Annotated in this window: 26 protein-coding genes; 6 read left to right on the top strand and 20 right to left on the bottom strand. The window is 56.6% G+C overall.

Annotation, left to right across the window (positions count from 1 at the left end):
• Nucleotides 1–114: 114 nt before the first annotated feature.
• Nucleotides 115–1,059 (top strand): protein translocase subunit SecF, encoded by a 945-nt coding sequence (gene secF, locus ASE07_RS10075; protein WP_057290687.1) that lies wholly within the window; start codon nt 115–117, stop codon nt 1,057–1,059.
• A gap of 332 nt (nt 1,060–1,391) precedes the next feature.
• Nucleotides 1,392–2,069 (top strand): cytochrome b/b6 domain-containing protein, encoded by a 678-nt coding sequence (locus tag ASE07_RS10070; RefSeq protein ID WP_057290686.1) that lies wholly within the window; start codon nt 1,392–1,394, stop codon nt 2,067–2,069.
• Nucleotides 2,070–2,103: 34 nt separating this feature from the next.
• On the opposite strand, the gene ASE07_RS10065 is transcribed toward ASE07_RS10070, so the two are convergent.
• From ASE07_RS10065 to purB, 6 genes are all read right to left on the bottom strand, one after another.
• A complete protein-coding gene (locus ASE07_RS10065) occupies nt 2,104–2,556 on the bottom strand; it encodes a c-type cytochrome (protein WP_057290685.1) in 453 nt (150 codons plus the stop codon).
• 58 nt (nt 2,557–2,614) lie between these two features.
• Entirely contained in the window at nt 2,615–3,082 is a 468-nt protein-coding gene (locus ASE07_RS10060; RefSeq protein ID WP_057290684.1) for a MarR family winged helix-turn-helix transcriptional regulator, read from the bottom strand.
• A gap of 77 nt (nt 3,083–3,159) precedes the next feature.
• Nucleotides 3,160–3,744 (bottom strand): YceI family protein, encoded by a 585-nt coding sequence (locus ASE07_RS10055; RefSeq protein WP_057290683.1) that lies wholly within the window; start codon nt 3,742–3,744, stop codon nt 3,160–3,162.
• 30 nt (nt 3,745–3,774) lie between these two features.
• On the bottom strand, nt 3,775–4,335 hold the full coding sequence (locus ASE07_RS10050) for a YceI family protein (protein ID WP_442946062.1): 561 nt from the start codon (nt 4,333–4,335) through the stop codon (nt 3,775–3,777).
• A gap of 28 nt (nt 4,336–4,363) precedes the next feature.
• Nucleotides 4,364–4,888: a cytochrome b gene (locus tag ASE07_RS10045; protein WP_057290681.1), complete on the bottom strand. Its 525-nt coding sequence runs from the start codon at nt 4,886–4,888 to the stop codon at nt 4,364–4,366.
• A 258-nt stretch (nt 4,889–5,146) separates the two neighbouring features.
• Nucleotides 5,147–6,514, bottom strand: a complete 1,368-nt coding sequence (gene purB, locus ASE07_RS10040) for an adenylosuccinate lyase (protein WP_057290785.1) — start codon at nt 6,512–6,514, stop codon at nt 5,147–5,149.
• A 198-nt stretch (nt 6,515–6,712) separates the two neighbouring features.
• On the opposite strand from purB, the gene ASE07_RS10035 reads away from it, so the two are divergent.
• Nucleotides 6,713–7,321, top strand: a complete 609-nt coding sequence (locus ASE07_RS10035) for a glutathione S-transferase C-terminal domain-containing protein (RefSeq protein ID WP_057290680.1) — start codon at nt 6,713–6,715, stop codon at nt 7,319–7,321.
• Between the two features lie 332 nt (nt 7,322–7,653).
• Here the strand turns inward: ASE07_RS10035 and bfr are convergent, their stop codons facing one another.
• The 7 genes from bfr to hemP all read right to left on the bottom strand — a co-directional run bounded on the left by bfr (nt 7,654) and on the right by hemP (nt 11,721).
• On the bottom strand, nt 7,654–8,124 hold the full coding sequence (bfr, locus tag ASE07_RS10030) for a bacterioferritin (RefSeq protein ID WP_057290679.1): 471 nt from the start codon (nt 8,122–8,124) through the stop codon (nt 7,654–7,656).
• Nucleotides 8,125–8,418: 294 nt separating this feature from the next.
• Nucleotides 8,419–9,132 (bottom strand): autoinducer binding domain-containing protein, encoded by a 714-nt coding sequence (locus ASE07_RS10025; protein WP_057290678.1) that lies wholly within the window; start codon nt 9,130–9,132, stop codon nt 8,419–8,421.
• 125 nt (nt 9,133–9,257) lie between these two features.
• Complete coding sequence (locus tag ASE07_RS10020; RefSeq protein WP_082584060.1) at nt 9,258–9,938, bottom strand: acyl-homoserine-lactone synthase; 681 nt, start codon at nt 9,936–9,938, stop codon at nt 9,258–9,260.
• 83 nt (nt 9,939–10,021) lie between these two features.
• A complete protein-coding gene (locus ASE07_RS10015) occupies nt 10,022–10,453 on the bottom strand; it encodes a DUF4902 domain-containing protein (RefSeq protein WP_156396520.1) in 432 nt (143 codons plus the stop codon).
• Between the two features lie 364 nt (nt 10,454–10,817).
• The gene (locus ASE07_RS10010) at nt 10,818–11,033 is read right to left on the bottom strand and encodes a (2Fe-2S)-binding protein (protein ID WP_057290676.1); all 216 of its coding nucleotides are present in this window, start codon (nt 11,031–11,033) and stop codon (nt 10,818–10,820) included.
• A gap of 44 nt (nt 11,034–11,077) precedes the next feature.
• Entirely contained in the window at nt 11,078–11,395 is a 318-nt protein-coding gene (locus ASE07_RS10005) for a hypothetical protein (RefSeq protein WP_057290675.1), read from the bottom strand.
• A gap of 134 nt (nt 11,396–11,529) precedes the next feature.
• Entirely contained in the window at nt 11,530–11,721 is a 192-nt protein-coding gene (gene hemP, locus ASE07_RS10000; RefSeq protein ID WP_057290674.1) for a hemin uptake protein HemP, read from the bottom strand.
• Between the two features lie 153 nt (nt 11,722–11,874).
• Here hemP and ASE07_RS09995 point away from each other — a divergent pair, with 153 nt between their 5' ends.
• The gene (locus tag ASE07_RS09995) at nt 11,875–12,252 is read left to right on the top strand and encodes a GFA family protein (protein ID WP_057290673.1); all 378 of its coding nucleotides are present in this window, start codon (nt 11,875–11,877) and stop codon (nt 12,250–12,252) included.
• Between the two features lie 31 nt (nt 12,253–12,283).
• Here ASE07_RS09995 and mnmA read toward each other — a convergent pair whose 3' ends face one another.
• Together mnmA and ASE07_RS09985 are read right to left on the bottom strand one after the other, a co-directional pair.
• On the bottom strand, nt 12,284–13,387 hold the full coding sequence (mnmA, locus tag ASE07_RS09990) for a tRNA 2-thiouridine(34) synthase MnmA (RefSeq protein WP_057290672.1): 1,104 nt from the start codon (nt 13,385–13,387) through the stop codon (nt 12,284–12,286).
• Nucleotides 13,380–13,865: an NUDIX hydrolase gene (locus ASE07_RS09985; protein WP_057290671.1), complete on the bottom strand. Its 486-nt coding sequence runs from the start codon at nt 13,863–13,865 to the stop codon at nt 13,380–13,382. The genes mnmA and ASE07_RS09985 overlap by 8 nt, the downstream gene beginning before the upstream one ends.
• Nucleotides 13,866–14,282: 417 nt before the next feature.
• Between ASE07_RS09985 and ASE07_RS09980 the strand changes: the two genes are divergently transcribed.
• Entirely contained in the window at nt 14,283–15,869 is a 1,587-nt protein-coding gene (locus ASE07_RS09980; RefSeq protein WP_057290670.1) for a Re/Si-specific NAD(P)(+) transhydrogenase subunit alpha, read from the top strand.
• Nucleotides 15,870–15,880: 11 nt separating this feature from the next.
• Entirely contained in the window at nt 15,881–17,305 is a 1,425-nt protein-coding gene (gene pntB, locus ASE07_RS09975) for a Re/Si-specific NAD(P)(+) transhydrogenase subunit beta (RefSeq protein WP_057290669.1), read from the top strand.
• A gap of 790 nt (nt 17,306–18,095) precedes the next feature.
• On the opposite strand, the gene ASE07_RS09970 is transcribed toward pntB, so the two are convergent.
• The 5 genes from ASE07_RS09970 to ltrA all read right to left on the bottom strand — a co-directional run bounded on the left by ASE07_RS09970 (nt 18,096) and on the right by ltrA (nt 24,341).
• Nucleotides 18,096–19,256, bottom strand: coding sequence for a UbiH/UbiF/VisC/COQ6 family ubiquinone biosynthesis hydroxylase (locus ASE07_RS09970; protein ID WP_235548420.1), 1,161 nt, complete (start codon nt 19,254–19,256; stop codon nt 18,096–18,098).
• 26 nt (nt 19,257–19,282) lie between these two features.
• Nucleotides 19,283–20,614 (bottom strand): Xaa-Pro aminopeptidase, encoded by a 1,332-nt coding sequence (gene pepP, locus ASE07_RS09965; RefSeq protein ID WP_057290668.1) that lies wholly within the window; start codon nt 20,612–20,614, stop codon nt 19,283–19,285.
• 50 nt (nt 20,615–20,664) lie between these two features.
• Complete coding sequence (gene murU, locus ASE07_RS09960; RefSeq protein ID WP_057290667.1) at nt 20,665–21,360, bottom strand: N-acetylmuramate alpha-1-phosphate uridylyltransferase MurU; 696 nt, start codon at nt 21,358–21,360, stop codon at nt 20,665–20,667.
• A 111-nt stretch (nt 21,361–21,471) separates the two neighbouring features.
• Nucleotides 21,472–22,506, bottom strand: a complete 1,035-nt coding sequence (locus ASE07_RS09955; RefSeq protein WP_057290666.1) for an aminoglycoside phosphotransferase family protein — start codon at nt 22,504–22,506, stop codon at nt 21,472–21,474.
• A 134-nt stretch (nt 22,507–22,640) separates the two neighbouring features.
• Complete coding sequence (gene ltrA, locus ASE07_RS09950) at nt 22,641–24,341, bottom strand: group II intron reverse transcriptase/maturase (protein ID WP_057290665.1); 1,701 nt, start codon at nt 24,339–24,341, stop codon at nt 22,641–22,643.
• Nucleotides 24,342–24,680: the final 339 nt, after the last annotated feature.

Here is a 24,680-nt window from a genome sequence, read left to right as displayed (position 1 = left end):
ATCGGGCCGACCGCAAGTCTGCGGCGGCCCCTGCGGTTTTCATGAATGCATCAACGATGGCGTGGCAAACATGCCGACGCCATCTGCAGGAATCCTGCGAAAGGAAACAGAGTCATGGAGTTGTTCCGAATTAAGAGGGATATTCCCTTTATGCGCCACGCGTTGATTTTCAACGTGATCTCGGCACTTACCTTTGTCGCTGCAGTATTTTTCCTGTTTTACAAGGGACTGCACCTGTCGATCGAATTCACCGGCGGCACGGTCATTGAAGTAGTCTATGACAAGCCTGCCAACCTGGAAAAAGTCAGGACTTCCATCGAAGGGCTCGGCTATACCGACACGCAGGTACAAAGCTTCGGCACTGCACAGAACGTGATGATCCGCTTGCCGGCGCGCAAGGACGTCAGTTCCGCGCAGCAAAGCGAAAAGGTCATGTCCACGCTGAAGGCGCAAGACCCGGCAGTGCAGTTGCATCGTGTTGAGTTTGTCGGCCCGCAGGTCGGTGAAGAGCTGACGCACGATGGCTTGCTCGCGCTGGGCATGGTGATTATCGGCATCGTGATCTACCTGGCCTTCCGTTTTGAATGGAAATTTGCGGTCGCTGCCATCATCGCCAACTTGCACGACGTGGTGATCATTCTCGGCTTCTTCGCGTTTTTCCAATGGGAGTTTTCGCTGACCGTGCTGGCTGCGGTACTCGCGGTGCTAGGTTACTCGGTGAACGAATCAGTGGTGGTGTTTGACCGGGTGCGCGAGACATTCCGCGATCGTCGTTACGGCAAGATGGAAACTGCAGACGTGCTGAACCATGCAATCACCAGCACCATCTCGCGGACCATCATCACGCACGGCTCGACCGAGATGATGGTGTTGTCGATGCTGCTGTTCGGTGGCGCAACCCTGCATTATTTTGCGATTGCACTGACCATCGGCATTCTGTTCGGTATCTACTCGTCGGTGTTCGTTGCCGCTGCGGTAGCGATGTGGCTTGGCGTCAAGCGTGAAGACCTGATCAAGCCGGTCAAGGAACGAGACGAGACCGACGGCGCCGTGGTGTGAGCGGGGCGCCGAGAAACTTATACCAATCCCGACCTGTAACGTAACAAATGAGATCGATGGATTTTTTTGACTGACAAGGCGCAAGGGGGAGTCAATAGCGAGCTATTGACGACGAGTGCAACGCAGGCAGGCAGCTCGGCGCCCCCGGAAAAAGACGCGATCTCATGGTGCGTTATGGGTTGGGATTGGTATTAGTACGCCAAGTACAGTCAGTACAGTAAAAAAGCCGGCTTTCGAGCCGGCTTTTTTTTCGGTTAGACTAAAGGCGCTCACTCTTATTTTTGCGCAACAGAAAAAACTAAAGCAAGCTGCCAGCCTCACTTGGAGATCACATGAAGAAAGTGCGAGTATGGGATTTGCCGATCCGCCTGTTTCACTGGACTCTTGCCCTCCTGATCGTCATGGCCGTTGTGACGCAGCAGATAGGCGGCAATGCAATGGAATGGCATTTTCGCATCGGTTACGCAGTGCTGACCCTGGTCAGCTTCCGTATTATCTGGGGCCTGATCGGGCCACGCTATGCCCGTTTTTCCAGCTTCCTGCATGGTCCGTCAACCATCGCAGGTTATATCCGTGGTGGCAAGGCTGCCCTCAAAGCTAATTATCTCGGCCACAATCCGCTCGGCAGCCTCTCGGTGTTCGCACTGCTCGGTGTGGTGCTGGCACAGGCGGTAAGCGGACTGTTTGCCAATGACGATATTGCCAGCGAAGGGCCGCTGGTCAAGTTCATCAGCAAGGATATGTCGGACCAGATCACCTGGTTCCACAAGGAGGTGAGCGCCAACCTGATCTACTTGCTGGTCGCCATGCATGTGATTGCGATTGCCGTGTATTACTTCCGCAAAAAGCAAAACTTGGTCAAGCCCATGCTGACCGGAGATCAGGAAGTCGACTTCGATGCGCAGCCAGCCAACGATAGTTGGGGTATGCGTCTGCTGGCACTGGCGATCTTTGCGCTGTGCGGCTTCGTGGTTTCTTATATCGTGAACCTGCCGGCGAAAAGCCTGTAGGCGATCACATTGCACGCACAATGTAGGAAGACTGTTACTTGTTGCGATAGTTGTCGTGGCAAGCCTTGCACGATTGGCCAACACCACCAAAGGCAGTCTTGATCGCATTCAGGTCACCGGACTTGGCGGCAGCGGAGAGCTTGCTGACTTCGCCTTGCATCTTTTCCGCGGCAGCCTTGAATTTGTCCTGCTCTTTCCAGACTTCCGGTTTGGCCTTCGAGTTCGGCAGGTCGGAACCCTGAGGAAAGGCAGTCCATGGGAGCCGGGACATCATTTCAATCACGGCGACATCGGCTTCGACCGCTGCCTTGTCGTAGGGCTTTTCGCCTTTGACGACGGCGCCGACGCGACCGGTATGGGTGCCCATCAGCGAGAAAGCGGACTGGCGGTATTTGACTGCATCTTCAGGTTTGGCAAACTGCGCCTGCGCCGAGAAAGGTACGGCGATCAGGGTGGTCAGGGCGATGCTGGCTAACGCAAACTTCATACAATCTCCTCTTGTTGGTTGTGTAAGGATGTCATTGCCGGCCGGTCGGCAAGGTATGTTACGTACCGCTGCAGGAATCGACACCAGGCGCGGCGAGCGCTGAGTCCAACTGTCGTTTCAGCTTTGTCAGTTCCGTATCGAGAGCGACAAAGTCTTCGTCACTGTAGCCCAAAAATGTCTGTTTGCAAAACTGTATGTGCGGAGCGAAAAGACGCTCGAATTCCGCCTGGCCCTTATCAGTCAGGCGCACGATCATGCTGCGCCGGTCTTCCATGGACGCGCTGCGGATGACCAGCGATTTTTCTTCCAGGCGATCAACGATGCCGGTTAGCGTGCCCTTGGTAATCAGCGTCTTGTCCCCTAGTTCCTTGAATGACATGCCTGGCGTATTTCCCAGCGTTGCAATGATATCGAACTGGGCCGGCGTCAAGCCAAGCTTGCGCACATGGGTATCCGATATCCGCTGGAACGCGTGGAAGCACTCGGCCAGAAGGCGAATACTGCGCAGATAACGCTCTTTGATCATGGCGAATTCACTTCACTAAAAAACACAAAAAGCCGGTGCTTATGCAACCGGCTTTCCGTGGAAAACATCTTGTTGGCTTAATCAGCCTTCAACGCTTCGACCTGGATTGCCAGTTTGACTTCCGGTGAAAACATCGGCGTGCCGTAGCTCAGGCCGAAATCGGTACGGTTGAATTGTGCGGTCGCATCGGCGCCGCATACTTCACGCTTGAGCATCGGGTGGGGAATGCACTTGAACTTGTTGATGTTCAGTGTCACCGGCTTGGTGACACCCAGCATGGTCATGTCGCCTTCGACCGCTACCGGGGTGTCGCCATTGAACTTGATCGACTTGCCCTTGTAGGTGATGGTTGGATATTGCGCGACATTGAACATGTCCTTGCCTTTTGCATGGTCGTTCATCTTGGCATGGCCAAAATCCAGCGAGTCGGCATCGATCTTGATGTCCACCGAGCCCGATTTCGATGCACGGTCCAGCGTCACGGTGCCGCTGGTCTTGGTGAACTTGCCGCGCCATAGCGAAATGCCCATGTGATCGGCTTCGAAACTCGGATAGGTGTGGTTCGGTTCGATGGTGTACGTCTGTGCGAAAGCCGATGCGGCGCTGATGGCGAGCAGGGCAGCGGCGAGGTGCTTCAGGTACTTCAGATGCTTCAATTGCATGAATACTCCTAGTTTCGATAGTGAGAGTGTTTACTGTGTCGCGACGACACGGAACTTGATGACGACTTCATCGGCAACCATGCTGGTGTCTTTCCACTCGCCTTCGCCGATGTTGAAGGCGAGTCGCTTGATGGGCAGCGCGCCTTCGAAAACCTGGGCATTACCTTCCTTCTTTACCGTCATCGGAAAGCTGACGTCGGCGGTCTTACCTTTGATGGTGAGCTTGCCGGACACATCCAGCTTGCCGCCGGCAGCCGGCTTAAGCGCGCTCGACACAAAGCTTGCCTTTGGAAACTGTGCGCCGTTAAACCATTCTTTCTTTTGTACTTCCTTGTTGTATTCCGGATCGCCCAGGTCGAAGCTGGGTACGTCGATATCGACGCTGGCCTTGCCGGCTTCCGGCTTGGCGCTGTCGTAATCGATCTGTGCGTTGAACTTCTTGAACTTTGCCTCGACGGGCACGCTCATTTGCTTGAATACCGCTGATACGCTGCTTTTGGCAGGGTCGGTCTTCATCACGGCCGCAAGCGCGGGCAGGGCGAAGGCAATCGCGGCCGCCGCCGCAGTACGGCGCAACAATGCGGAAGTCATCATGGGGGTCATCCTTTCGAGCGAGTGGTCAGGGCAGCATGCGCTTGAGCACGCCATCTCTGTCAATGAATTGGTGTTTGAGTGCGGCGACAACGTGGAGCGCGAACATGACCAGCAGTGTCATGTTGAGCCAGTAGTGCACCTGCTTGAGGATCGCCTTCCACTCCGGGTTCGGGTCGATCAGCGCCGGCAGCGGAAGCACGCCGAGATAAACGACGGGCACACCTGCCGCCAGGCTGTAAAAGTAACCTGACACCGGAATGGCAAACATCAGCAGGTACAGCAAGCCATGCAAGCTATGCGCGGCGCTTTGCTGCCAACCGGGCATGGCCGACGAATAGGCGGGTGCCTTATGGCCGAGGCGCCAGAGCAATCTCAGACAGGCCAGGCCAAGAACGGTAATCCCTATCCATTTGTGCCAGGAGAAGTACTTGAGCTTGGTCGGCGTAATCCCGGGAATATCCACCATGGTGATGCCGAGCGCAAAAGCCGCAATGATAAGCAGGGCGATCAACCAGTGCAGGATGATCGCCGGCAGGGTATACCGCGACATGATTTCCATTTAATAATTAGTTCGTATTAGAACTAATGTAGCATGAAAGTTGACGAAGGGTATGACGCGCTTGGGGTGATGTGCAACTTGGCACTTCGACGCGATAGGAAAGCACTTGGCAAGCGGCTAATGATGCCGCTTGCCAAGGATGAAAAGAGGAGTGACCGAAACGGTCGAGGGGAGAGTCAACCGGTTCCCTCCCCCTTTAAAGGGAAGGGCCAAGGCGAGATAGGACTATCTAAACCGGTAGAAAAACGCTTAAATCGCCTTTGCCAGCTTTTCCGCCACACCAATGTAATTGGCTGGCGTCATCGCCAGCAACTGGTCCCTGGCCTGCTGTGGAATGGCGAGTCCGTTGATGAACTCACGCAGTGCATCCTTCGAAATACCTTTGCCGCGTGTCAGTTCCTTCAACTGCTCATACGGGTTTTCAATGCCATAACGACGCATCACGGTCTGCACCGGCTCTGCCAGCACTTCCCAGGTGGCGTCGAGGTCTTCGGCCAGGCGCCCGGGATTGACTTCCAGCTTGTTGAGGCCGCGCAGGCAGCTGTCGTAGGCGAGGATGGCATAACCGAAGGCGACGCCGATATTGCGCAGTACGGTGGAATCGGTCAGGTCACGCTGCCAGCGCGACACCGGCAGCTTTTCGGACAGATGCTTGAGCACCGCATTGGCGAGGCCGAGGTTGCCTTCGGAGTTTTCAAAGTCGATCGGGTTGACCTTGTGCGGCATGGTCGATGATCCGATTTCCCCGGCCTTGGTGCGCTGCTTGAAGTAACCCAGCGAGATGTAGCCCCAGATGTCGCGGTTGAGGTCGAGCAGGATGGTATTGGCACGCGCAATGGCATCAAACAGTTCGGCCATGTAGTCATGCGGCTCGATCTGGATCGTGTAGGGATTGTAAGTCAGGCCGAGACGCTGCTCGATCACGTTCTTTGAGAAGGTCTCCCAGTCGAATTCCGGATAGGCCGACAGGTGCGCGTTGTAGTTGCCGACCGCGCCATTCATTTTGCCGAGCAGCTCCACGCCGGCGATGCGCTGCTCCGCACGCTTGAGGCGGGCAACGACGTTCGCGATTTCCTTGCCCAGCGTTGTCGGGCTGGCCGGTTGGCCATGGGTGCGCGACAGCATCGGCAGTGCGGCATTGTCATGCGCAATCTCGGTTAGCTTTGCGATGACGGCCTGCAGTGACGGCAGCAACACATCGTTGCGCGCCGCCTTGAGCATCATGCCGTGCGAGGTGTTGTTGATGTCTTCGGAAGTGCAGGCGAAATGGATGAATTCGGATGCGGCCACCAGTTCCGGCACATCCTTTACCTTTTCCTTGAGCCAGTATTCGACGGCCTTCACGTCATGGTTGGTCACCGCTTCGATGGCCTTGATGCGCTCGGCATCGCCTTCGCTGAATTCATTGGCAAGTTTGTCAAGCAGGCCACTGGCGGCGGCTGAAAACGGTGTGATTTCGGCAAATCCGGCGGTCGACAACGCCTGCAGCCATGCAATCTCCACCTTCACGCGATGGTGCATGAATCCGGCTTCGGACAGGAGCGGGCGCAGCTTGTCGGTCTTGGCGGCGTAGCGGCCATCCAACGGAGAGAGAGCGGAGAGGGCGGAAAGCGACATGATGTGAAAAGCGGGAGAAGTGAGTAAAAATGTGCGCAAAAGCAGGAAAACCGATGCGCCAATGAAGTGCAATCCCGCATTTTACCATTGTGGCCAACGCGAAAAGCCTTGGCGCCGCTTCGGTTTGGATGCGGGCCGGGCAGGAATAGTGAGCTTCCTCAATGTTATAATCGACGCCACTTCATACCATACTCATCTATGAAACTCATCGGTTCCTTCGCCAGCCCCTACGTCAGAAAAGTCCGCGTCGTGATGGCGGAAAAAAAGCTCGACTATGAATTCGTCATCGAGAATGTCTGGGCGCCCGATACCAGGATTCTGCAATCCAACCCGCTTGGCAAAGTTCCCTGCCTGGTCATGGAAGATGGCGGCGCGATGTTCGACTCACGCGTCATTGTCGAATACCTGGATACGCTGACGCCGGTGTGCAAGTTGCTTCCGCCGAACGGTCGCGAACGTGCCGAAGTCAAGTGCTGGGAAGCCCTGGCCGATGGCGTTGCCGATGCCGCGGTGCTGGTGCGCCTCGAGCGCACTTTGCGTCCGGAAGCACAGCAAAGCGCGGAATGGATACAGCGCCAGATGGACAAGGTCCATGCGGGGCTGAAAGCGATGTCCTCCGGCCTCAAGGACACACCATTTTGCTGCGGCAATCACTATACGCTGGCCGATGTTGCGGTCGGATGCGCACTGGGCTGGATTTCTTTCCGCTTTCCGGAAATCGATTGGCGCGGCGATTATCCCAACCTTGCCAAGCTGTTCGACAAGTTGTCGGAGCGGCCTTCGTTCAAGGATACGATTCCGCAATAAAGGATGTGTGTCAAGCAAGCGTTCTGCTGTCGCCAGTGTGCGTGACCCGCACTTGCTGCTTTTTATACCAACCCCAACCCGTCACGCACCATGAGATCGCGTCTTTTTCCGTCTGCCTGCGTTGCACTCGTCTTCAATAGCTCGCTATTGACTCCTCCTGCGCCTTGCCAGTCAAAAAAATCCATCGATCTCATTTGTCACGTTATAGCTTGGGATTGGTATTAGACCGGTGAGCAGATAGACAACGCATAAGCAACAAAGGGCAATCGAGTGTATCGATTGCCCTTTGCTTTTGCTGCCATGGAACGAGCGTCTTGCCCGCCATGACTGCGTTATTCGTCCATCTGGGATTGCAGATAATTTTGCAGACCTATCGTGTTGATCAGGTCAAGCTGGGTTTCGATCCATTCGATGTGCTCTTCGGTGTCTTCGAGGATATCACGCAGGATTTCTCGTGACACGAAGTCTGCCGTAGCTTCGCATGCCTTGATGCCATCCTTGACGGTTTGCTGTGACGCCTGTTCCAGCTTCAGGTCGCATTCCAGCATTTCCGGCGTTGACTCACCGATCATCAGCTTGTGCAGCGCCTGCAGGTTGGGTAGTCCGTCCAGCATCAGGATACGATTGATCAGGTTATCGGCATGCTTCATTTCGCCGATTGATTCTTCGTATTCCTTCTTGGCGATCTTGCCGAAGCCCCAGTGCCGATACATTCGCGCATGTAGAAAGTATTGGTTTACTGCAGTCAGTTCGTTGGTCAGCTGTGCGTTGAGCAGCCTGATGATATTCGGGTCGCCTTTCATGGAGTCCTCTGCAGTCATGTCTTAGGGGCGGCGAACCTGTCGATGCCAGTTCGTCCGGTTGTCAGGCATCCATGATAGCGCACCATGTCGTTTTTTCCATCAACCATGATGCTTTTTCCATTCACAGGGAAACTGCATCCAGTTGCCATGCACGCTCAAGTCGAAGTCATTGCGTTAAAGCCGTGGTTTGATTTCCGCCTGGAATTGTGCCGCCAAGTGAGCGGCGGTAGTGTGCGATGTATATTGACGGAAATTTTTGGCCCGCTCTTAATTGCCCTTAATCAACTGCGTACCCTAGTAAAGCAGGCCGAGCGCGGTGGCTTTGACGGCGGCTTGGGTTTTGTTGGAGGCGCCAAGCTTGGTGACGATGTTGCTGATGTGGAAGTTAATCGTACGTTCGGACACGACCAGGATCTGCGCGATTTCAGATGCGGTTTTCCCTTCGGCAGTCCAGCGCAGGACTTCTTTTTCCCGGGCCGTAATACCAACCTGCGTCTCGGGAGCGAGCCTCGGGGTCAGACGTTCTGACATGGCGGCATGGATACACTGAGTCAGCCAGACCATTCTTGGCTGGTTCGCATGAAGTTCGCATTCTGACAGCTGTTCGGTGCTGCGGGCGAGTGTCAGCAGGCCTACGCTCCCACGAGCATCGCGTGAGGATTGCGCCCATCCGAATTTCAAACCATGCTCGCGCGCATCCTCCCACATTTCCTGTGCATTGGCGAACAGGCTATTGGACCACACTACCGGCAAGGTGGATTGCAAAGCGTGTCGTACGGTCGGGTCCACGTGCAGGTAGTTGCGCTCGTGATAGCAGCTCTGCCACTGGCGGGAGTAATTGCTGAACATCGTGACACTCGGGCGCGATATCGGCACGGGTATCTGGATGCCGTATGCGCAATATTCGAAACCAATTGCGGCCGCCATGCCGGCCGCCCGATCGAACAGCTGGTGTTCCGATTCACGCTCCAGCAATGCGCCCAACAGATCTTCCCGCCACCATTCCATGCTTATACCTCCCGCGAACGGGCATTATTGCATAGATGACAAGTATGGCAATAGCAACTTTAACCTTGATTTGGTGGCATGCTCAGCATTCAGCGCAGGAGAGGTCGCCTATCGATGCGCCGAGGTCATGCGGTAGCAGCGGGGGCTGCATGGATGGTGCGCTCAAGCGGCGACTGGGGGTACGTGGCGTACCGCAGGTTATTGATGTGCTGCGGATTATCGTGTTGAAGCTCCTGCTCGATGCCAAGGGCGATGCAGGTCATATCGTCTATCTCGATCCAGCATGCAAAGATGGGTTTGCCGTCCGCCAGCGCCGGTGGGCCGGCCCGGTGTGCATGCACGCCCATACGATGCAACAGGCGTTCGATGCCGAGGGGCGATACCGTGATCAGGCGTCTGGCCCCCAGTTCCATCGCGCTTCTCACGGCGGCAGCAAGCAAAGTACGGGTATTCAACGCAAGATCGACTGCCGAGGCGGCGTCGATTGGTGCAGCGGAAAAGCGCGACAGTTCCCAAACATCGTGCGCATGGGGTGCCGGCATGTCCGCCAGCAGATGGGGAAACACTTCGCTCAGGAGATAAGGTTCTGTCGTTGGAAGGAGGCGGGCGCAACCGCAGATGGCGCCGTCCGGTTCGCGGGTGATCACGTAAAAGGTGTTTTGATGATCGAACTGGTCGCGTTCCAGGCCATTTTCCACCGGCAGCGGCCAACCGAGTCGCTCAATGAAGATCTTATGCCGGTACTGGGCGAGAGCAGTTTCGATATCCGGAAAAGATAGATTAAATCTGCCAAAGATTGTGTGCATGTTCGGTCCCTTTTGTGGTTGCCCGAGTGCATTAAATCGCTGCGGCCCATTCTTTGGAAACTGTTAAAGTTGACAGGCAACCTCTAGAATGAACCGGCGCTATCCTTATCCAATGCGCTTTTCACCGCACCTTGCCACTCGAACCCCTGGAGCCAGGTGTGCAGCAGACTGGAAGTCCTGAGCGGTCCCAGGTCGTAACCGGTTGTGTCGATCAGCATCAGGTTGCTGCGCACCCCGTCCGGTGCGAGCAATACTTGTCCGGATTGCGACTGGATAAACCATCCCCACCCAAGGGAGATATCCGGTCGTGTTTCGCTTTTCCATTCGGAGAAACCCGCCGTGCTGACAGCAATGGAGCTATCCCTGAGATCTTCCAGGAAATCTGTGTCGGTATGGGAAAACAGATGTACGAATGGCACTGAAGCGAGGCTGCGCAATGGCAGTCGAACATAACCATCGGGCGACATGCGTGGCAGCCGATGCTCAACGGGGCGATGGGATAAGTAGATGTCCACGGCGAAGCACGCTCATACTGGCAAACGTCGACAGGGGTAGTTCAGAATGATGCAAATTGTAGGTAAGGTTGCCGCAGTTGACGACTGTCAGTTTTGACAAGCCGCCGGGCAGTGTCGGACAGTCATAAAGAGGTGGGATAAGCGGTGTGCACCAAGCATCAAGCGGATGGTAGTGGGGCTGTAGCGGGGCCGACAAGTGGAAGGACGGAATGCGCGGAATGCAAGACATGCAGTGACCACATCACCTGTATTCCGGAATCGTCGGAAAGCCAGGATCGGAGGAAGACAGTTGTTCTTCGATCCCGCGTGAGGGGAGGGGACGCGGTGCTATGGCCCACTCCCGAAACGACGTGTGTCAGGCTGATTATGCGGCGATCGCTGCCTGAAACATGATGGGTTGCCCTTCCATTTCACGTTCTTCCAGCGCTTCACGCAGCACGGTCTTTGCGCAGGAATGACATTTGCCGCAGCAGGTACCGACCGCCAGTTTTTCGCGCAATTGCGGCATCGTAGTGAGGCCTTCATCGACGGCCTGGCGGATTTTGCGTTCAGAGACGTTGTGGCAAACACATACAATCATTCATGCACCCTTGCTGTTATCTTTGATCTGAAACTGCGCTCAAGTTAGTTGAAACGATTTCCGGCAACCAGTCGGAGCAGACGACCTTGTCGGGACGGCGTCATCGCCCGCTCCACCACCATGGCCCATTGCTCCGACAACTGCTGGCAGGTGGCACGCAGCACCGGCGCAAGATCCGGCAGTTCGGCCAGTGCTTTGAGGTGCCGCTCAATGACCGATGCCAGCTTGGTGCAGGCCCTGCTTTCCTGGCTGTTTGCCGTGTAATGCGACATCAGATGAAGCACGGCCGAAACCAGCAATTCAGGTTGGGCCGGGAGGTGCGTCGGTTCAAAAAAAGCCGGATCGAACGTGTCGATAGCCATGGCAGTTTCCTTTCGCAATGAGAGGCGTTGGTAGCTGGCTATCGCACGAACTGAGGCTTCGGCTGGCTGGCAAATCATGGGCTTACTGTTTGAAGACGAGTCGGTAATGCAATAACTGCGTGGCTGGCGGCGTATCAGGCCGTCAGAATCAGTTTGTTCAACTGAGTCAGGCGCAGCCGGTAAATCCGGCCGTGGTGATCTATCTCCAGTTCACGCTGCTGCTGCAACAGGTCTTCACTTTTAATTCGCACTATGCGTGCATCGGAATCCGTAGTCGCACCGGTCAACGAGGTCGTGCCTGTCTTCTGCTCAGTAAGTCGGTCCATTACGTGTCCTTTTGTAAATGCGAACAATTCTTATTTAGATTATTGTCCAACTTAACAGGCTTGGCAAGCGGTTTTGTGTAACTCGAGCGAGAATTATCAAGAAGAACAGAGGAGAACTTGACGCCATGAAACATTTAACTTGGAGGAAGGACGATGTACGCAGGAAGTTGCCTGTGCGGCAAGGTGAAATACGCAATTTATGGCGAACTGGATGATGCCAGCCATTGCCACTGCACAATGTGTCAGAAGGCGCATGGTGCCGCGTTCGGATCGTATGCGAACACGGCGAGAAGCGCATTCAGGTTTACGGAAGGAGCGGAATACGTAGCGTCCTATACGTCTTCCCCGATGGTACAGCGCACGTTTTGCAGCGTTTGTGGATCGACGCTGCAGTGGATGACCGATAATAAAAGCGAAGTGCTGTCGGTCGCGCTGGGCACGCTCGACACGCCGTACCGCACTCCGGTGCGGAAACATATCTATGTCGATACGAAAGCACCGTGGAATGATTTGCCCAGCGATGATGGGTGAGCGTGCCGGAAAATATATCCGGCGTCAGCTGTCAGCTACTGGCCGAATTAATGATGCCGCCACCCAGGCAGACTTCACCGTCGTACAGTACTGCTGATTGCCCCGGTGTGACAGCCCATTGCGGAGAGTCGAACGACAGTGAGAATCGCTCGGCATCATCGACGGCGAGAACGCACGGCACGTCGGCCTGACGGTAACGCGTCTTCGCCGCAAGTTGCCCCGCCGTTGGCGGTTCGCCGGCGATCCAGCTTGCCTGGGCTGACTTTAGTGCACCGGATAACAGCCAGGGGTGATCATGTCCTTGCACGACATACAAGGTGTTGTTTTCCACATCCTTGCGTGCAACATACCAGGCGTCGCTGCTGCCTTCCGCATTCTGGTAGGACTTGATGCCGCCAAGGCCGATCCCCTTGCGCTGGCCGAGCGTGTAGAAACTCAGCCCGACATGCTCGCCGACGACTGTGCCATCCGGTGTCATCATCGGTCCCGGTTTGTACGACAGATAGCGGTTCAGAAACTCGCGGAAAGGACGTTCACCGATAAAGCAAATGCCGGTGGAATCCTTTTTCCTTGCATTCGGCAGGCCGATGCGTTCGGCGATCTTGCGGACTTCCGTCTTCGGAATTTCACCCAGCGGGAACAGGGTTTTCGATAGCTGCGCCTGGTTGAGCCGGTGCAGGAAATAGCTCTGGTCCTTGCTCGCATCGAGTGCCTTGAGCAGTTCGAAACGTCCGTTTTCGCCCTGCCGCACACGTGCGTAATGGCCGGTGGCGATCAGGTCCGCGCCCAGTTTCATCGCGTGGTCAAGGAAGGCCTTGAATTTGATTTCGGCATTGCACAGCACGTCGGGGTTGGGTGTGCGGCCAGCCTGGTATTCGCGCAGGAACTCGGCAAACACCCGGTCCTTGTATTCGGCGGCAAAATTCACCGCTTCGATGTCGACCCCGACCACATCGGCGACGCTGGCGGCATCGATCCAGTCTTCGCGTGTCGAGCAGTATTCCGAATCGTCGTCGTCTTCCCAGTTTTTCATGAACAGGCCGATGACTTCGTAGCCCTGTTCCTTCAGCAGCCAGGCCGAAACCGACGAATCGACGCCGCCCGACATGCCTATGACAACCCGCTTCTTAGCCACGGAACTCTCCAATCACACTGGGATGGGTGTAGATCGTCGACAACGGTGACCGCTGGCCTGCCAGGTAATCGTCGATACAGCGCATGACCAGCGGGCTGCGGTGCTTGCTTTCGCAGGCCAGCAACTCTTCGTGGGTCATCCAGACGGTGCGCAGGATGCCGGTGTCGAGCGGGAGCTGAAGGTCCCGGCCCACTTCGCCGCAAAACGCGAAACGCAGATAGGTAACCTGCTGGTTGGTGCGTGAAGAGACATAACGCGACATGTACATGCCGATCAGTGCTGTCGGTGTGAATTCATGCGCGGTTTCTTCCATCGTTTCGCGCGAGACAGCCTGAATCAGCGATTCATTGGGGTCGAGGTGACCGGCCGGCTGGTTAAAGCGGATTCCATCGCTGGTTTCTTCTTCCACCAGTAAGAAGCGTCCATCGCGCTCGATGACAGCAGCAACAGTAACAGAGGGTTTCCAGACGTCAGACATGGTATTCCTTGAAGAGGGCGACATTTTACCCTGCAAGCATTCATTGCGCCGTCTTCCTAGGGAAGGTCGATGGCCTTGGTAAAAGTTGAGGCTTGGAATATTCCATCGCGGGCGAAAAGGCATCTTGATTTTCCGCAACACTACTTGTCCGTTGCTCAACTTCACCAGAAAAGCTGGTACATTCAATTTTTTCAACATGGCGGAGCGTGGAAATCGCGCTTTGCTACCCAAGACCGCTCGATTTAGAAGCAAATTTCGACAAAAATATAAAAAAGAACGGTTGTGCTAATTTTTGAAATCCATGTAAGATCAGCGTAAAAATTAATCATTTGTAATATTAGGCTTGAAACTGCGACCGTAAGGTGGATGCTCACCCTGCGGTGGACACATCACAATTCATATCAATAAGGGAAGCGTATGGCTCTGATCATTGGAGTACCCCGGGAGGTTTTTCCCGGCGAAAAGCGCGTTGCCACCGTACCGGACGTTGTGGAAAAGCTCATCAAGCTGGGTTTTTCTGTCACTGTCGAGTCCGGGGCAGGAGACGCGGCTAACTTTAGCGACGACACGTATCGCGCCGCCGGGGCGCAGATTGTCGATAACGCAGCGCAGCTGTGGTCGACTTCGGACATTGTGTTCAAGGTACGTGGGCCAAGCCCCGAAGAAGTCGGCCTGATCCGTCCGGGCACCACCCTGATCAGCTTCCTCTGGCCCGCGCAGAACCCCGAACTGATGCAGCAGCTGGCCGCAAAACAAGTCACCGTGCTGGCCATGGACAGCGTGCCGCGCATGTCGCGCGCGCAGAAGATGGATGCCCTGAGCTCGATGGCCAATATCGCCGGTTACCGTGCAGTGATCGAGGCCGCCCATCATTTTGGCCGTTTCTTTACCGGCCAGATTACGGCTGCAGGCAAAGTGCCGCCCGCCAAGGTGTTCGTGATCGGTGCCGGTGTCGCCGGACTTGCTGCGATTGGCGCGGCATCCGGACTAGGCGCGATCGTGCGCGCCAACGATACCCGTCCCGAAGTGGCCGACCAGGTTAAATCCATGGGCGGCGAATTCGTCGGGGTCGACTACACCGAGGAAGGCTCCGGTGTCGGCGGTTACGCCAAGGTCATGAGCGAAGGCTTCCAGAAAGCCCAGCGCGACACCTTTGCCAAACAGGCAAAGGAAGTCGACATCATCATCACGACCGCGCTGATTCCCGGCAAACCGGCTCCCAAGCTGATCACCGCCGAGATGGTGCAGTCCATGAAACCGGGCAGCGTCATTGTCGACCTCGCGTCCGAGCAGGGCGGCAACTGCGAGCTGACCGAACCGGGCCAGGTCGTCGTCAGGCACGGCGTGACCATTATCGGTTATGCCGACCTGCCGAGCCGGCTCTCCAAGCAGGCAAGCACGCTGTACGCGACCAACCTGCTGCGCCTGACGGAAGAACTGTGCAAGAACAAGGACGGCACCATCAACGTCAACATGGACGACGAGGTGATTCGCGGCACCACCGTCATCAAGGAAGGCAATATCACCTGGCCGCCGCCACCGCCAAAACTTTCGGCCGCTCCGGCAACGCCGGCAGCCAAGCCGGCCATCGCGCCGGCGCCCAAGGGCCATGGCCACGGCGCTGGCGGTGCGCCGGCGTCGGGCAGCCGCATCGCGATCATCTTCGGTGTAGCGGCCGTCCTGTTCTGGCTGATCGGCGCCTACGCACCCGCGGCTTTCCTCGGTCACCTGACGGTATTCGTACTGGCCTGCTTCGTTGGCTACATGGTGGTGTGGAACGTAACGCCGGCATTGCATACACCGCTGATGAGCGTAACCAATGCCATCTCCAGCATCATCGCCATCGGCGCACTGGTGCAGATTGCGCCGCCATTGGCCGCGGGTGCCGAGCGTCCGGGTGACTGGATCCGCTGGCTGGCCGTGATCGGCATCGTGCTTACCACCATCAATATGTTCGGCGGCTTCGCCGTCACGCGCCGCATGCTGGCGATGTTCCGCAAATAAGGGAGCGATCAATGTCTGAAAGTCTCACAACAGTCGCCTACCTTGGTGCAGCCATCCTGTTCATCCTGAGCCTGGGTGGTTTGTCGAATCCGGAAACTTCCCGGCGTGGCAACCTGTACGGCATCATCGGCATGGCGCTGGCGGTGCTGGCCACCATCTTTGGCCCGCATGTCACAGCAATCGGCATTCCGTGGATCGTCGGCGCCATGGTGGTCGGCGGCGCCATCGGCCTGTACGCGGCGCGTACGGTGCAAATGACCCAGATGCCGGAACTGGTCGCATTGATGCACAGCCTGGTCGGCCTGGCTGCAACGCTGGTCGGCTATGCAAGCTTTATCGATCCGGCGGCATCGGCGAACTTCTCCGGGGCGGAAAAAGCGATCCACGAAGCCGAAATCTATATCGGTGTGCTGATCGGCGCGGTGACCTTTTCCGGTTCCATCATCGCTTTCGGCAAACTGTCCGGCCGCATCGGTGGCAAGCCCCTGCTGCTTCCGGGCCGTCACCTGCTGAATCTGATCGGCCTGCTGATCGTGATCTGGTTTGGCGTGCAGTTCCTGCGCGCGGAATCGATTTCCGCCGGCATGACCCCGCTGATCATCATGACCGTGATCGCTTTGTTGTTCGGTATCCACATGGTGATGGCCATCGGTGGCGCCGACATGCCGGTGGTGGTGTCGATGCTCAACAGCTATTCCGGCTGGGCGGCGGCGGCGACCGGTTTCATGTTGTCGAATGACTTGCTGATCGTGACCGGCGCGCTGGTCGGTTCGAGCGGTGCGATCCTGTCGTACATCATGTGCCGCGCGATGAACCGCAACTTCTTTAGCGTGATTGCCGGCGGCTTTGGCAGCGACAGCGGGAAACCGAAAGCCGTTGCTGGCGCGGCGGCCCAACCTGAGGGCGAAGTCACTGCGGTGACTGCCGGGGAAACGGCTGAACTGCTGCGTGACGCGAAAAGTGTGATCATTGTGCCGGGCTACGGCATGGCGGTTGCGCAAGCACAGCACACCGTATTTGAAATCACCAAGGTGTTGCGTGAGAAGGGGGTGAATGTGCGCTTCGGCATCCATCCGGTGGCGGGCCGTATGCCTGGGCACATGAACGTGCTGCTGGCGGAAGCGAAGGTGCCTTATGACATCGTCATGGAGATGGATGAGATCAATGAGGATTTCCCGGGTACCGATGTGGCGATGGTAATTGGCGCCAATGACATCGTCAATCCTGCGGCGATGGAGGATCCGACCAGCCCGATCGCTGGCATGCCTGTGCTGGAAGTCTGGAAAGGGAAAACGTCGATTGTGATGAAGCGGAGTATGGCTTCGGGATATGCGGGGGTGGATAATCCGCTGTTCTATAAGGAAAACAATCGGATGTTGTTTGGGGATGCGAAGAAGATGCTGGATGAGGTGTTGGTGTCTTTGAAGTCGGCTTGATGTATTGGTTTTTTTCTTCACTTCACTTCACTTCACTTCGGTGAATCGGTGCCGCCGCCCTTCGGGTACCCAAAAGAGCGCGGGCCAAAACGGGAAGCGAAACAAACTCGCCTGCGGCTCAGACAGGTTTCGCTTCTTTATCCGTTTTGGCCCGTGCTCTTTTGGCGTCTGCACAGGGGATTTTTTAAACCCATCCCCACCCTAGCCCTCCCCTTGAAGGGGAGGGAACCTCGGCTCGCTCGCTGCGCATCGCCTTGCTGATTGCTGATTGCTGAAGTCGATGCTCTCTGCGGACGGCACATCCTTCGGACAGTGCGTTCCTCGAACAGGAATCCATCTTCACCACTTTCCAACATCAAGAACGTTCCCTCCCCTTCAAGGGGAGGGTCAGGGTGGGGATGGGTTGAAATGCCCCTGTGCAGACGCCAAAAGAGCAGCGCTGCAAGCGGAAAAAGAAGAGCAGCTGTCTGAGCCGCAGGCGAGTTCTGCGCTTCCCGCTTGCGGCGCTGCTCTTTTGGGAACCCGAAGGGCGGCGAAGCGGGGTCGCCTTTCTTGGCTTACCTTCTTTGGCGAAGCAAAGAAGGTAAGTGGCCCGCCGGGGCCAGTCCCGGCNCTGCTCTTTTGGGAACCCGAAGGGCGGCGAAGCGGGGTCGCCTTTCTTGGCTTACCTTCTTTGGCGAAGCAAAGAAGGTAAGTGGCCCGCCGGGGCCAGTCCCGGCTAGCATCCACGAAGAAAAAACAGCACCGATTCACCGAAGAGAAGAAAAAACCAACTACAAACCACCTACAACTAAGCCCGCCGCCCAAACATCATCTGCTCCGCCAACACCCGCTTAGCCGGCCCCACAGCATCCACCACCCCCAGCGCCAACCCCAGCAAAGCCTGCGACAACGCCCCATCCGGCGCACTCGCAAACACCCGCGCCAACGCATCCGTCAACCGTATCGTCACTCCGCGATCAACCTGCCGCTCTTCAGCAAACCGCTGCAACGCCGAAGCCGTCAATTCACTCGCCAGCAACCGCGCCAGCACAACCGCATCCCGCAAACCGAGATTCAATCCCTGCCCGGCAACCGGATGCAAGGTCTGCGCCGCATTACCAATCGCTACCGTCCTGGCCGACGCCGCAGGATTGGCATTCAATCCCAACGGATAAGTCACCCGCTGACTGATTCCCGTGAACCGTCCCACGCGCCCGCCAAAGGCAGTGCCAAGTTCCGCAAGAAACGCCGCATCGGATAACCCGTAAAGTCGGGAAGCAGTATCCGGTCGTACACACCACACCATCGCATAGCCACCATCTTGCGGCAGCAAGGCTAGCGGACCCTGGTCGGTGAAACGCTCGAAGGCACGATGCTTCAAGGCCGCACTCGTGGCGACATGCGCAATGATTGCCGTCTGTTCATAGTCGCGCCGTAGGGCCTTGGCAGCCTGATCCGAAAACACACCGCCTTCAGCCTGCACCATGATTTGCGCGGTCACCGAATGGCCTTCGGCAAACTGGAGCTCCACATGGTCATGGCGCTCGGACGACGAGCTGACATGCATCGGGCGCAGCATGGTGATGCCCACATGCGCCGCGACCGAATTCAGTGCTGAAACCACAGACCCGTAACGCGCCACATAGCCCAGCGCCGGCAACCGGTATTCATTGCGGTCAATCAGCGTACGCCCGAAATGGCCGCGCCGCGATACATGGATTTCGTGGATCTCGTCTGCGTCAATCGGCCAGCAGCCGACATCTTCCAGGATCTGCCGGCTGCCATAAGACAGGGCAATCGAACGCGGATCCTGTGCGGACTGTTCGGGCAGTTTTGCATCGATCAGCGCAATGCGGCTCGCCGGCATGCCGCGTTTGACGAGCAGCAATGCCAGCGTCAGGCCCACCGGCCCGGCGCCGCAAATGGCGATGTCGTACGGTGTTCCTGCCATCGTTGTAACCGTTGCCATCGTTGATTGGTACGTCGGTTGATACATTAGCGTTTCATGACCGATTCGATCTCGGCAACTGTTTTCGGCGCATCCTGCGTGATCAGTTCACAGCCGTTCTCCGTCACCACGGCATCGTCTTCGATACGGATGCCGATATTCCAGTACTTTTCCGGCACACCGGCTTCCGGACGCACATAGATGCCCGGCTCGATGGTCAGCACCATGCCCGACTGCAGCTGGCGCCATGGTTTTTCCGAGCCGGTCGCGCCGATTTCGCGGTATTCGCCCACGTCATGCACATCCATGCCGAGCCAGTGGCCGGTACGGTGCATGTAGAACTGGCGGAACGCGCCTTTTTCGATGACGTCGTCCAGCGAGCCGACCTTGTTCTTGTCGAGCAGTCCGGTGTCGAGCATGCCTTGGGCGAGTACTTTCACCGCAGCGTCATGACCATCCATGAAGCGCTTGCCGGGACGCGTCTCTGCAACGGCAGCGGCCTGCGACGCCAGCACAATCTCGTATAACTCCTGTTGCGGGCCGGTAAATTTGCCGTTCGCGGGGAAGGTGCGGGTGATATCGGAGGCATAGCTGTCGAGCTCGCAGCCGGCGTCGATCAGGACCAGGTCGCCATCGTGGATTTCGGCGTCGCTGGCGCGGTAGTGCAGTACGCAGGCGTTGGCGCCAGTGGCGACGATGGAGCCGTAGGCGGGATATTGCGAACCATTGCGGCGGAATTCATGCAGCAGCTCCGCTTCCAGATGGTATTCACGCAAGCCGGGGCGTGAAATCTGCATCGCGCGGCGATGTGCTTCGGCCGAGATGGCGGCCGCGCGCTTCATGATGGCGATTTCATCGGCATCCTTGATCAGGCGCATTTCATTCAGCAGCACATGCACGTCATGGACGACCGATGGCGCCGCCACACCGGCACGCGACTGCATGCGAACCGCCTGCAGCCAGTTCTGCACCTGAGCGTCGAGCTTGCTGTCGCTGCCGAGCGCGTAAAACAGCGCCGGCGCATCCGCCATCAGCCTGGGCATCTCGGTATCGAGCGCGGCGACGGGATGGGCGACGTCGAAGCCAAAGCTTTCGCGCGCCGCTTCCGGACCATAGCGGTAGCCATCCCAGATTTCGCGTTCCAGATTCTTTTCGCGGCAGAACAGGATGGCCTGGTTGGTCTTGCCGGCCACCAGCACGATGACCGCTTCCGGCTCGGTAAAGCCGGACAGATAGTAGAAATAACTGTCGTGCCGGTATGGATAGTCGGCATCGCGGTTGCGCATGACTTCCGGTGCGGTGGGAATGATGGCGATGCCGCCGCCTTTTGCCTGCATCTGGGCCATCAGTGCTGCGCGTCGTGCTGCGTATGATTTCATCTGCGGTTTTCCTTTAGGCGTTCTTTGGGCGTTTAATCCAGCCATTCAACTCAAACATTCAACTGAGCAAGCCGTTCCGGGGTGCCGACATCGGTCCAGTCGCCGCGATACACTTCGCCGCCCACCTGTCCGCGCGACGCATACTCGCGCAGGATGGGAGCGATCGGCGCCGATTGTCCGGGCTCAACCGAATCGAAAATCTCGGTGCGATAGACGCCAATGCCGGAGAAGGTATAGCGCGGATCGCCTTCATTGGCGATAGAAAAACTGTTCAGCGCAAAATCCCCCTTGAGGTTGTGCGCCGGGTTCTTCACCAGGTAAAGCCATGCAACGTCGCGCTTGTCGGCCGGATGCGGGTTGCCCCACATATCGTTGTCCTGCAAGGCTTCTTTCACCTGTTCGAAATCGAAGTGCGGGCAATAGATATCGGCCGCGACCGCGACAAATGGTTCCTCACCCAGCAGATGGCGGGCTTTCGCCACACCGCCCGCCGTTTCCAGCGCCTTGCCTTCGGACGAGTAACTGATGCGTGCGCCGAATTTGGACCCGTCCCCCAGTGCCTCTTCAATCATGTGGCCGAGATGCGCATGGTTGATCACGATATCCTTGATGTCGGCACGGACCAGGTTCAGGATGTGCCAGACGATCAGCGGCCTGCCCCGGACGGTCAGCAGTGGCTTGGGGCAGGTGTCGGTGAGGGGACGCATCCGCTCACCGCGACCGGCGGCGAAAATCATCGCTTTCATTAAATGGCTTTCTGAAATGCATGGACTACGGCGGGCGGGCAAGCCCTGCACAGCCAGATTGCGCTACACATGGACATGGTGCACCTACCCTGACGCAGTAAATTGTATGCCTTAAAACGTAAAGCCTACGGATGGGCCTTTTTCTTCCAGCTCGTCCAGCAGACGGATCAGCGGGGCCAGTTGGATGTAGCGGCCGGCCGCCTTGCGCGTGTATTCCATCACAAGCGGCAGGTCCTTGAGATAGGCATCCTTGCCGTCACGGTGATACAGGCGCGCAAAAATACCCAGCACCTTCAGGTGACGCTGCAAGCCCATGAACTCAAAGTCGCGGTAAAACGCATCGATGTCCGGGTTGACCGGCAACCCGGCCCGGCGGGCGCGTTCCCAGTAGCGGATGGTCCAGTCCAGCACCATTTCCTCGTCCCACTGGATGTAGGCGTCGCGCAGCAGCGATACGAGGTCATAGGTAATCGGGCCGTAGACCGCGTCCTGGAAATCGAGGATGCCCGGATTGCCCTTGGCCGTCACCATCAGGTTGCGTGAATGGTAATCCCGGTGCACGAACACCTGGGGCTGGGCGAGGTTGTTGGCCAGCAGGACGTCGAACACCTTGTTCAGGGTCTCGGTTTGCTTTTCCGTCATGGTGACGCCAAGGTGCTTGCCGACATACCAGTCGGGAAACAGCATCAGTTCGCGCTGCAGCAGGGCGCGGTCATATTCCGGCAACACGCCGGGCTGGCTCTGCGCCTGGATCAGGATCAGCGAATCGATTGCGTCCAGGTAAAGCTTGTGGGCGGTGTCGTGGTTAAGCTGATTCAGGTAAGTGGTCGAACCAAGGTCGCTTAGCAGCAGGTAGCCGCGTTCCACATCCTGAGCCAGGATATGGGGCACCGACGCGCCGGACTTGCCAAAAAGTTCAGCAACGTGGATGAATGGACGTACATCTTCCTGCGGCGGAGGCGCGTCCATGACGATATAGGTGTTGTTACCGGTGCCATCAGCGGCATCAACCCGGAAATACCGGCGAAAGCTGGCATCCGAGGACGCCGGACGGATCGATTCGGTGTGGATCTTGATTTCAGGCAGTGTTGCGAGCCATTGTTTTGCTTCGTTAAGACGGGTATCGGATGCGTTATTTACAGACATGAAACAACCTGGGAAGTGGAGACAATCCGTTTAGGGATAGGGTAGGGTAGGAAGAGTCTGTTGCCAGAACCCCTCCCCCCTAAGAACCGTGCGTGCGACTTTCACCGCACACGGCTCAAGCACAATATAAGTTCCTATACAGGAACCGGTTTCGTAACTTTTATGTCAAGGCGATGGACCTGCTGATGGCACTCTGGATGCAATAGTACGCGATTTCTGAGAGCATCGGAGCCCCCCGCAGCCCTTGGCTGGACGTGATGGTCGTGCCACCCTGTATCCACATCCATCGCAAAGCCGCAGTGTGCGCACAAGCCACTCTGGGCAATGTATAGCGTTGCCCATTCCTTCCGATACCGCATGTTCTTCAACAAGCGTTCCTGACGGAGAGTTTCACCATACATTTCGTCGTGTAAGTCGTAAGGGTTGTATGTCCCTTTGACTTTCTTATGTCGCAGGATGGTAGTCCCAGCAAGCGAGTATAGTTCTATCGCATTTTTCGTACCATCAACCTCCACATCGGCCGCAAACACCCAGTTCCGATCGCCAACCGATCGCCAATATTTCTGGCGGAGCCAATCAACGCTCTTATTTGGATGTCGGCGTTTCGCCCACCGCATGAGCCGCCAAAATAGCAGCCACTCTAAGCGAGAGAACGCCTGTTTAGCGACTACAGGGCTGTGGTATTGAGCCCAGCCGCGTAGCATCGGATTCAACAGGTTAATTAAGGTTGCCTGCGTAAGTCCGAGACTGTTGCTTATGGTGTTCCTTAGCTTTTCATAAAACGCTTTCACGTTCTTCTTACTAGGCTTGATGAGCAGTTTTCCATTGTATTTGCGGAAATTCCACCCAAGGAAATCGAAACCGTCGTCAATGTGCACGATCTTGGTTTTGGCTGTTGATAGCCGCAACCCACGCTCGGCCAAGAATGTGGCAATCCAAGGCATGATTTCGCGTTCCAGCAACTCTTGTGAAGCGCCTGTCACAACGAAGTCATCGGCGTATCGAGTCACACCGACTTTCAATTTAGCTAGTTTCGATGGTCCAAATTTCGTCCGAAGGTGTGAAATTAGACCCGTTTCCAATCCATTCAGCGTCCAGTTGGCTAATGCAGGGCTGATGATGCCACCCTGCGGTGTTCCTGCTGTGGTAGCGAGCAACTGCTTCCGGTCAATTACCCCAGAGCTCAACCACTTATGAAGTACTGCTTTGTCCATACGGACTTGGCTAAGTAACCATTTATGATTGATGTTATCAAAGAAGCCTTCAATATCCGCATCCAGCACCCATTGCGCCGATGTCTTCCGGCAAGTCTGTAGGAAGATTTGGGACATTGCATCGGCTGTAGAGCGATTTTTCCTAAACCCGTACGAGTTTGGGTCGCTCAGGCTTTCTAAGACCGGGTCAAGTGCCAGCAAATGTAACGCTTGCATGGACCTGTCCTTCATGGTCGGGATACCCAATGGGCGTTCCTTCCCATTGGCCTTAGGGATGTAAACCCTACGCAGAGGCAGGGGTCGGTACCGTCGCTTCTTTAAATCCGCAATTGCTGCGAACTTTTGTGGTGGCGTGTCCCAAAGATACTGGTCCACACCGGCCGTTCGCTTACCTTGATTTTCGGTCACTCGTTTAACTGCTAGCGCTCGCGCGCTAAACGAGCGGGTCAGCCACCGTTGCAGGGCTTTCACCCGACGCCAGTCGCTGTCCTTCGTTGCCTTCGCTAGGCGAATCTGCATGGCTCTCACATTCTTCTGAACGCGTTGCCAGTCAATGGCAGCCCATTCGAGGGGAATGCGCGAGGACGCAGAATTTTCCAGAGTGCTGGTTATTACTTCCATTGCTGTACCTCGTGGTAGTGGTATCCGCCGAGGACGCAATCTCTCCCCGAAGGGATCGACTACATCCCTTCGGGGTGATTGTGAAAACTACGTTTTTGCCTATACAGTCGTTTGACGACTATTGCACCAGACGGAAGTCTGCACACTTTCGTGTCGGGACAAATTCGGAATCCCTATCTGGGCCATTACAGCCCAGCTTTCGCTTTCTCCGTCATCCCATACCCGCTCCGCCGTGGGCTTCCCTTGCGGGTCACTTGCCAACTTGGTAACTACTAGATTGGCGGCGAGTCGGGTTTACCACGTTCCCTATGATGTCGACACGATTGACTACATCGTGAC

This window comes from Noviherbaspirillum sp. Root189 (assembly GCF_001428545.1).
Lineage (GTDB): Bacteria > Pseudomonadota > Gammaproteobacteria > Burkholderiales > Burkholderiaceae_D > Noviherbaspirillum.
This window is presented reverse-complemented; position numbering and strand designations above follow the sequence as displayed.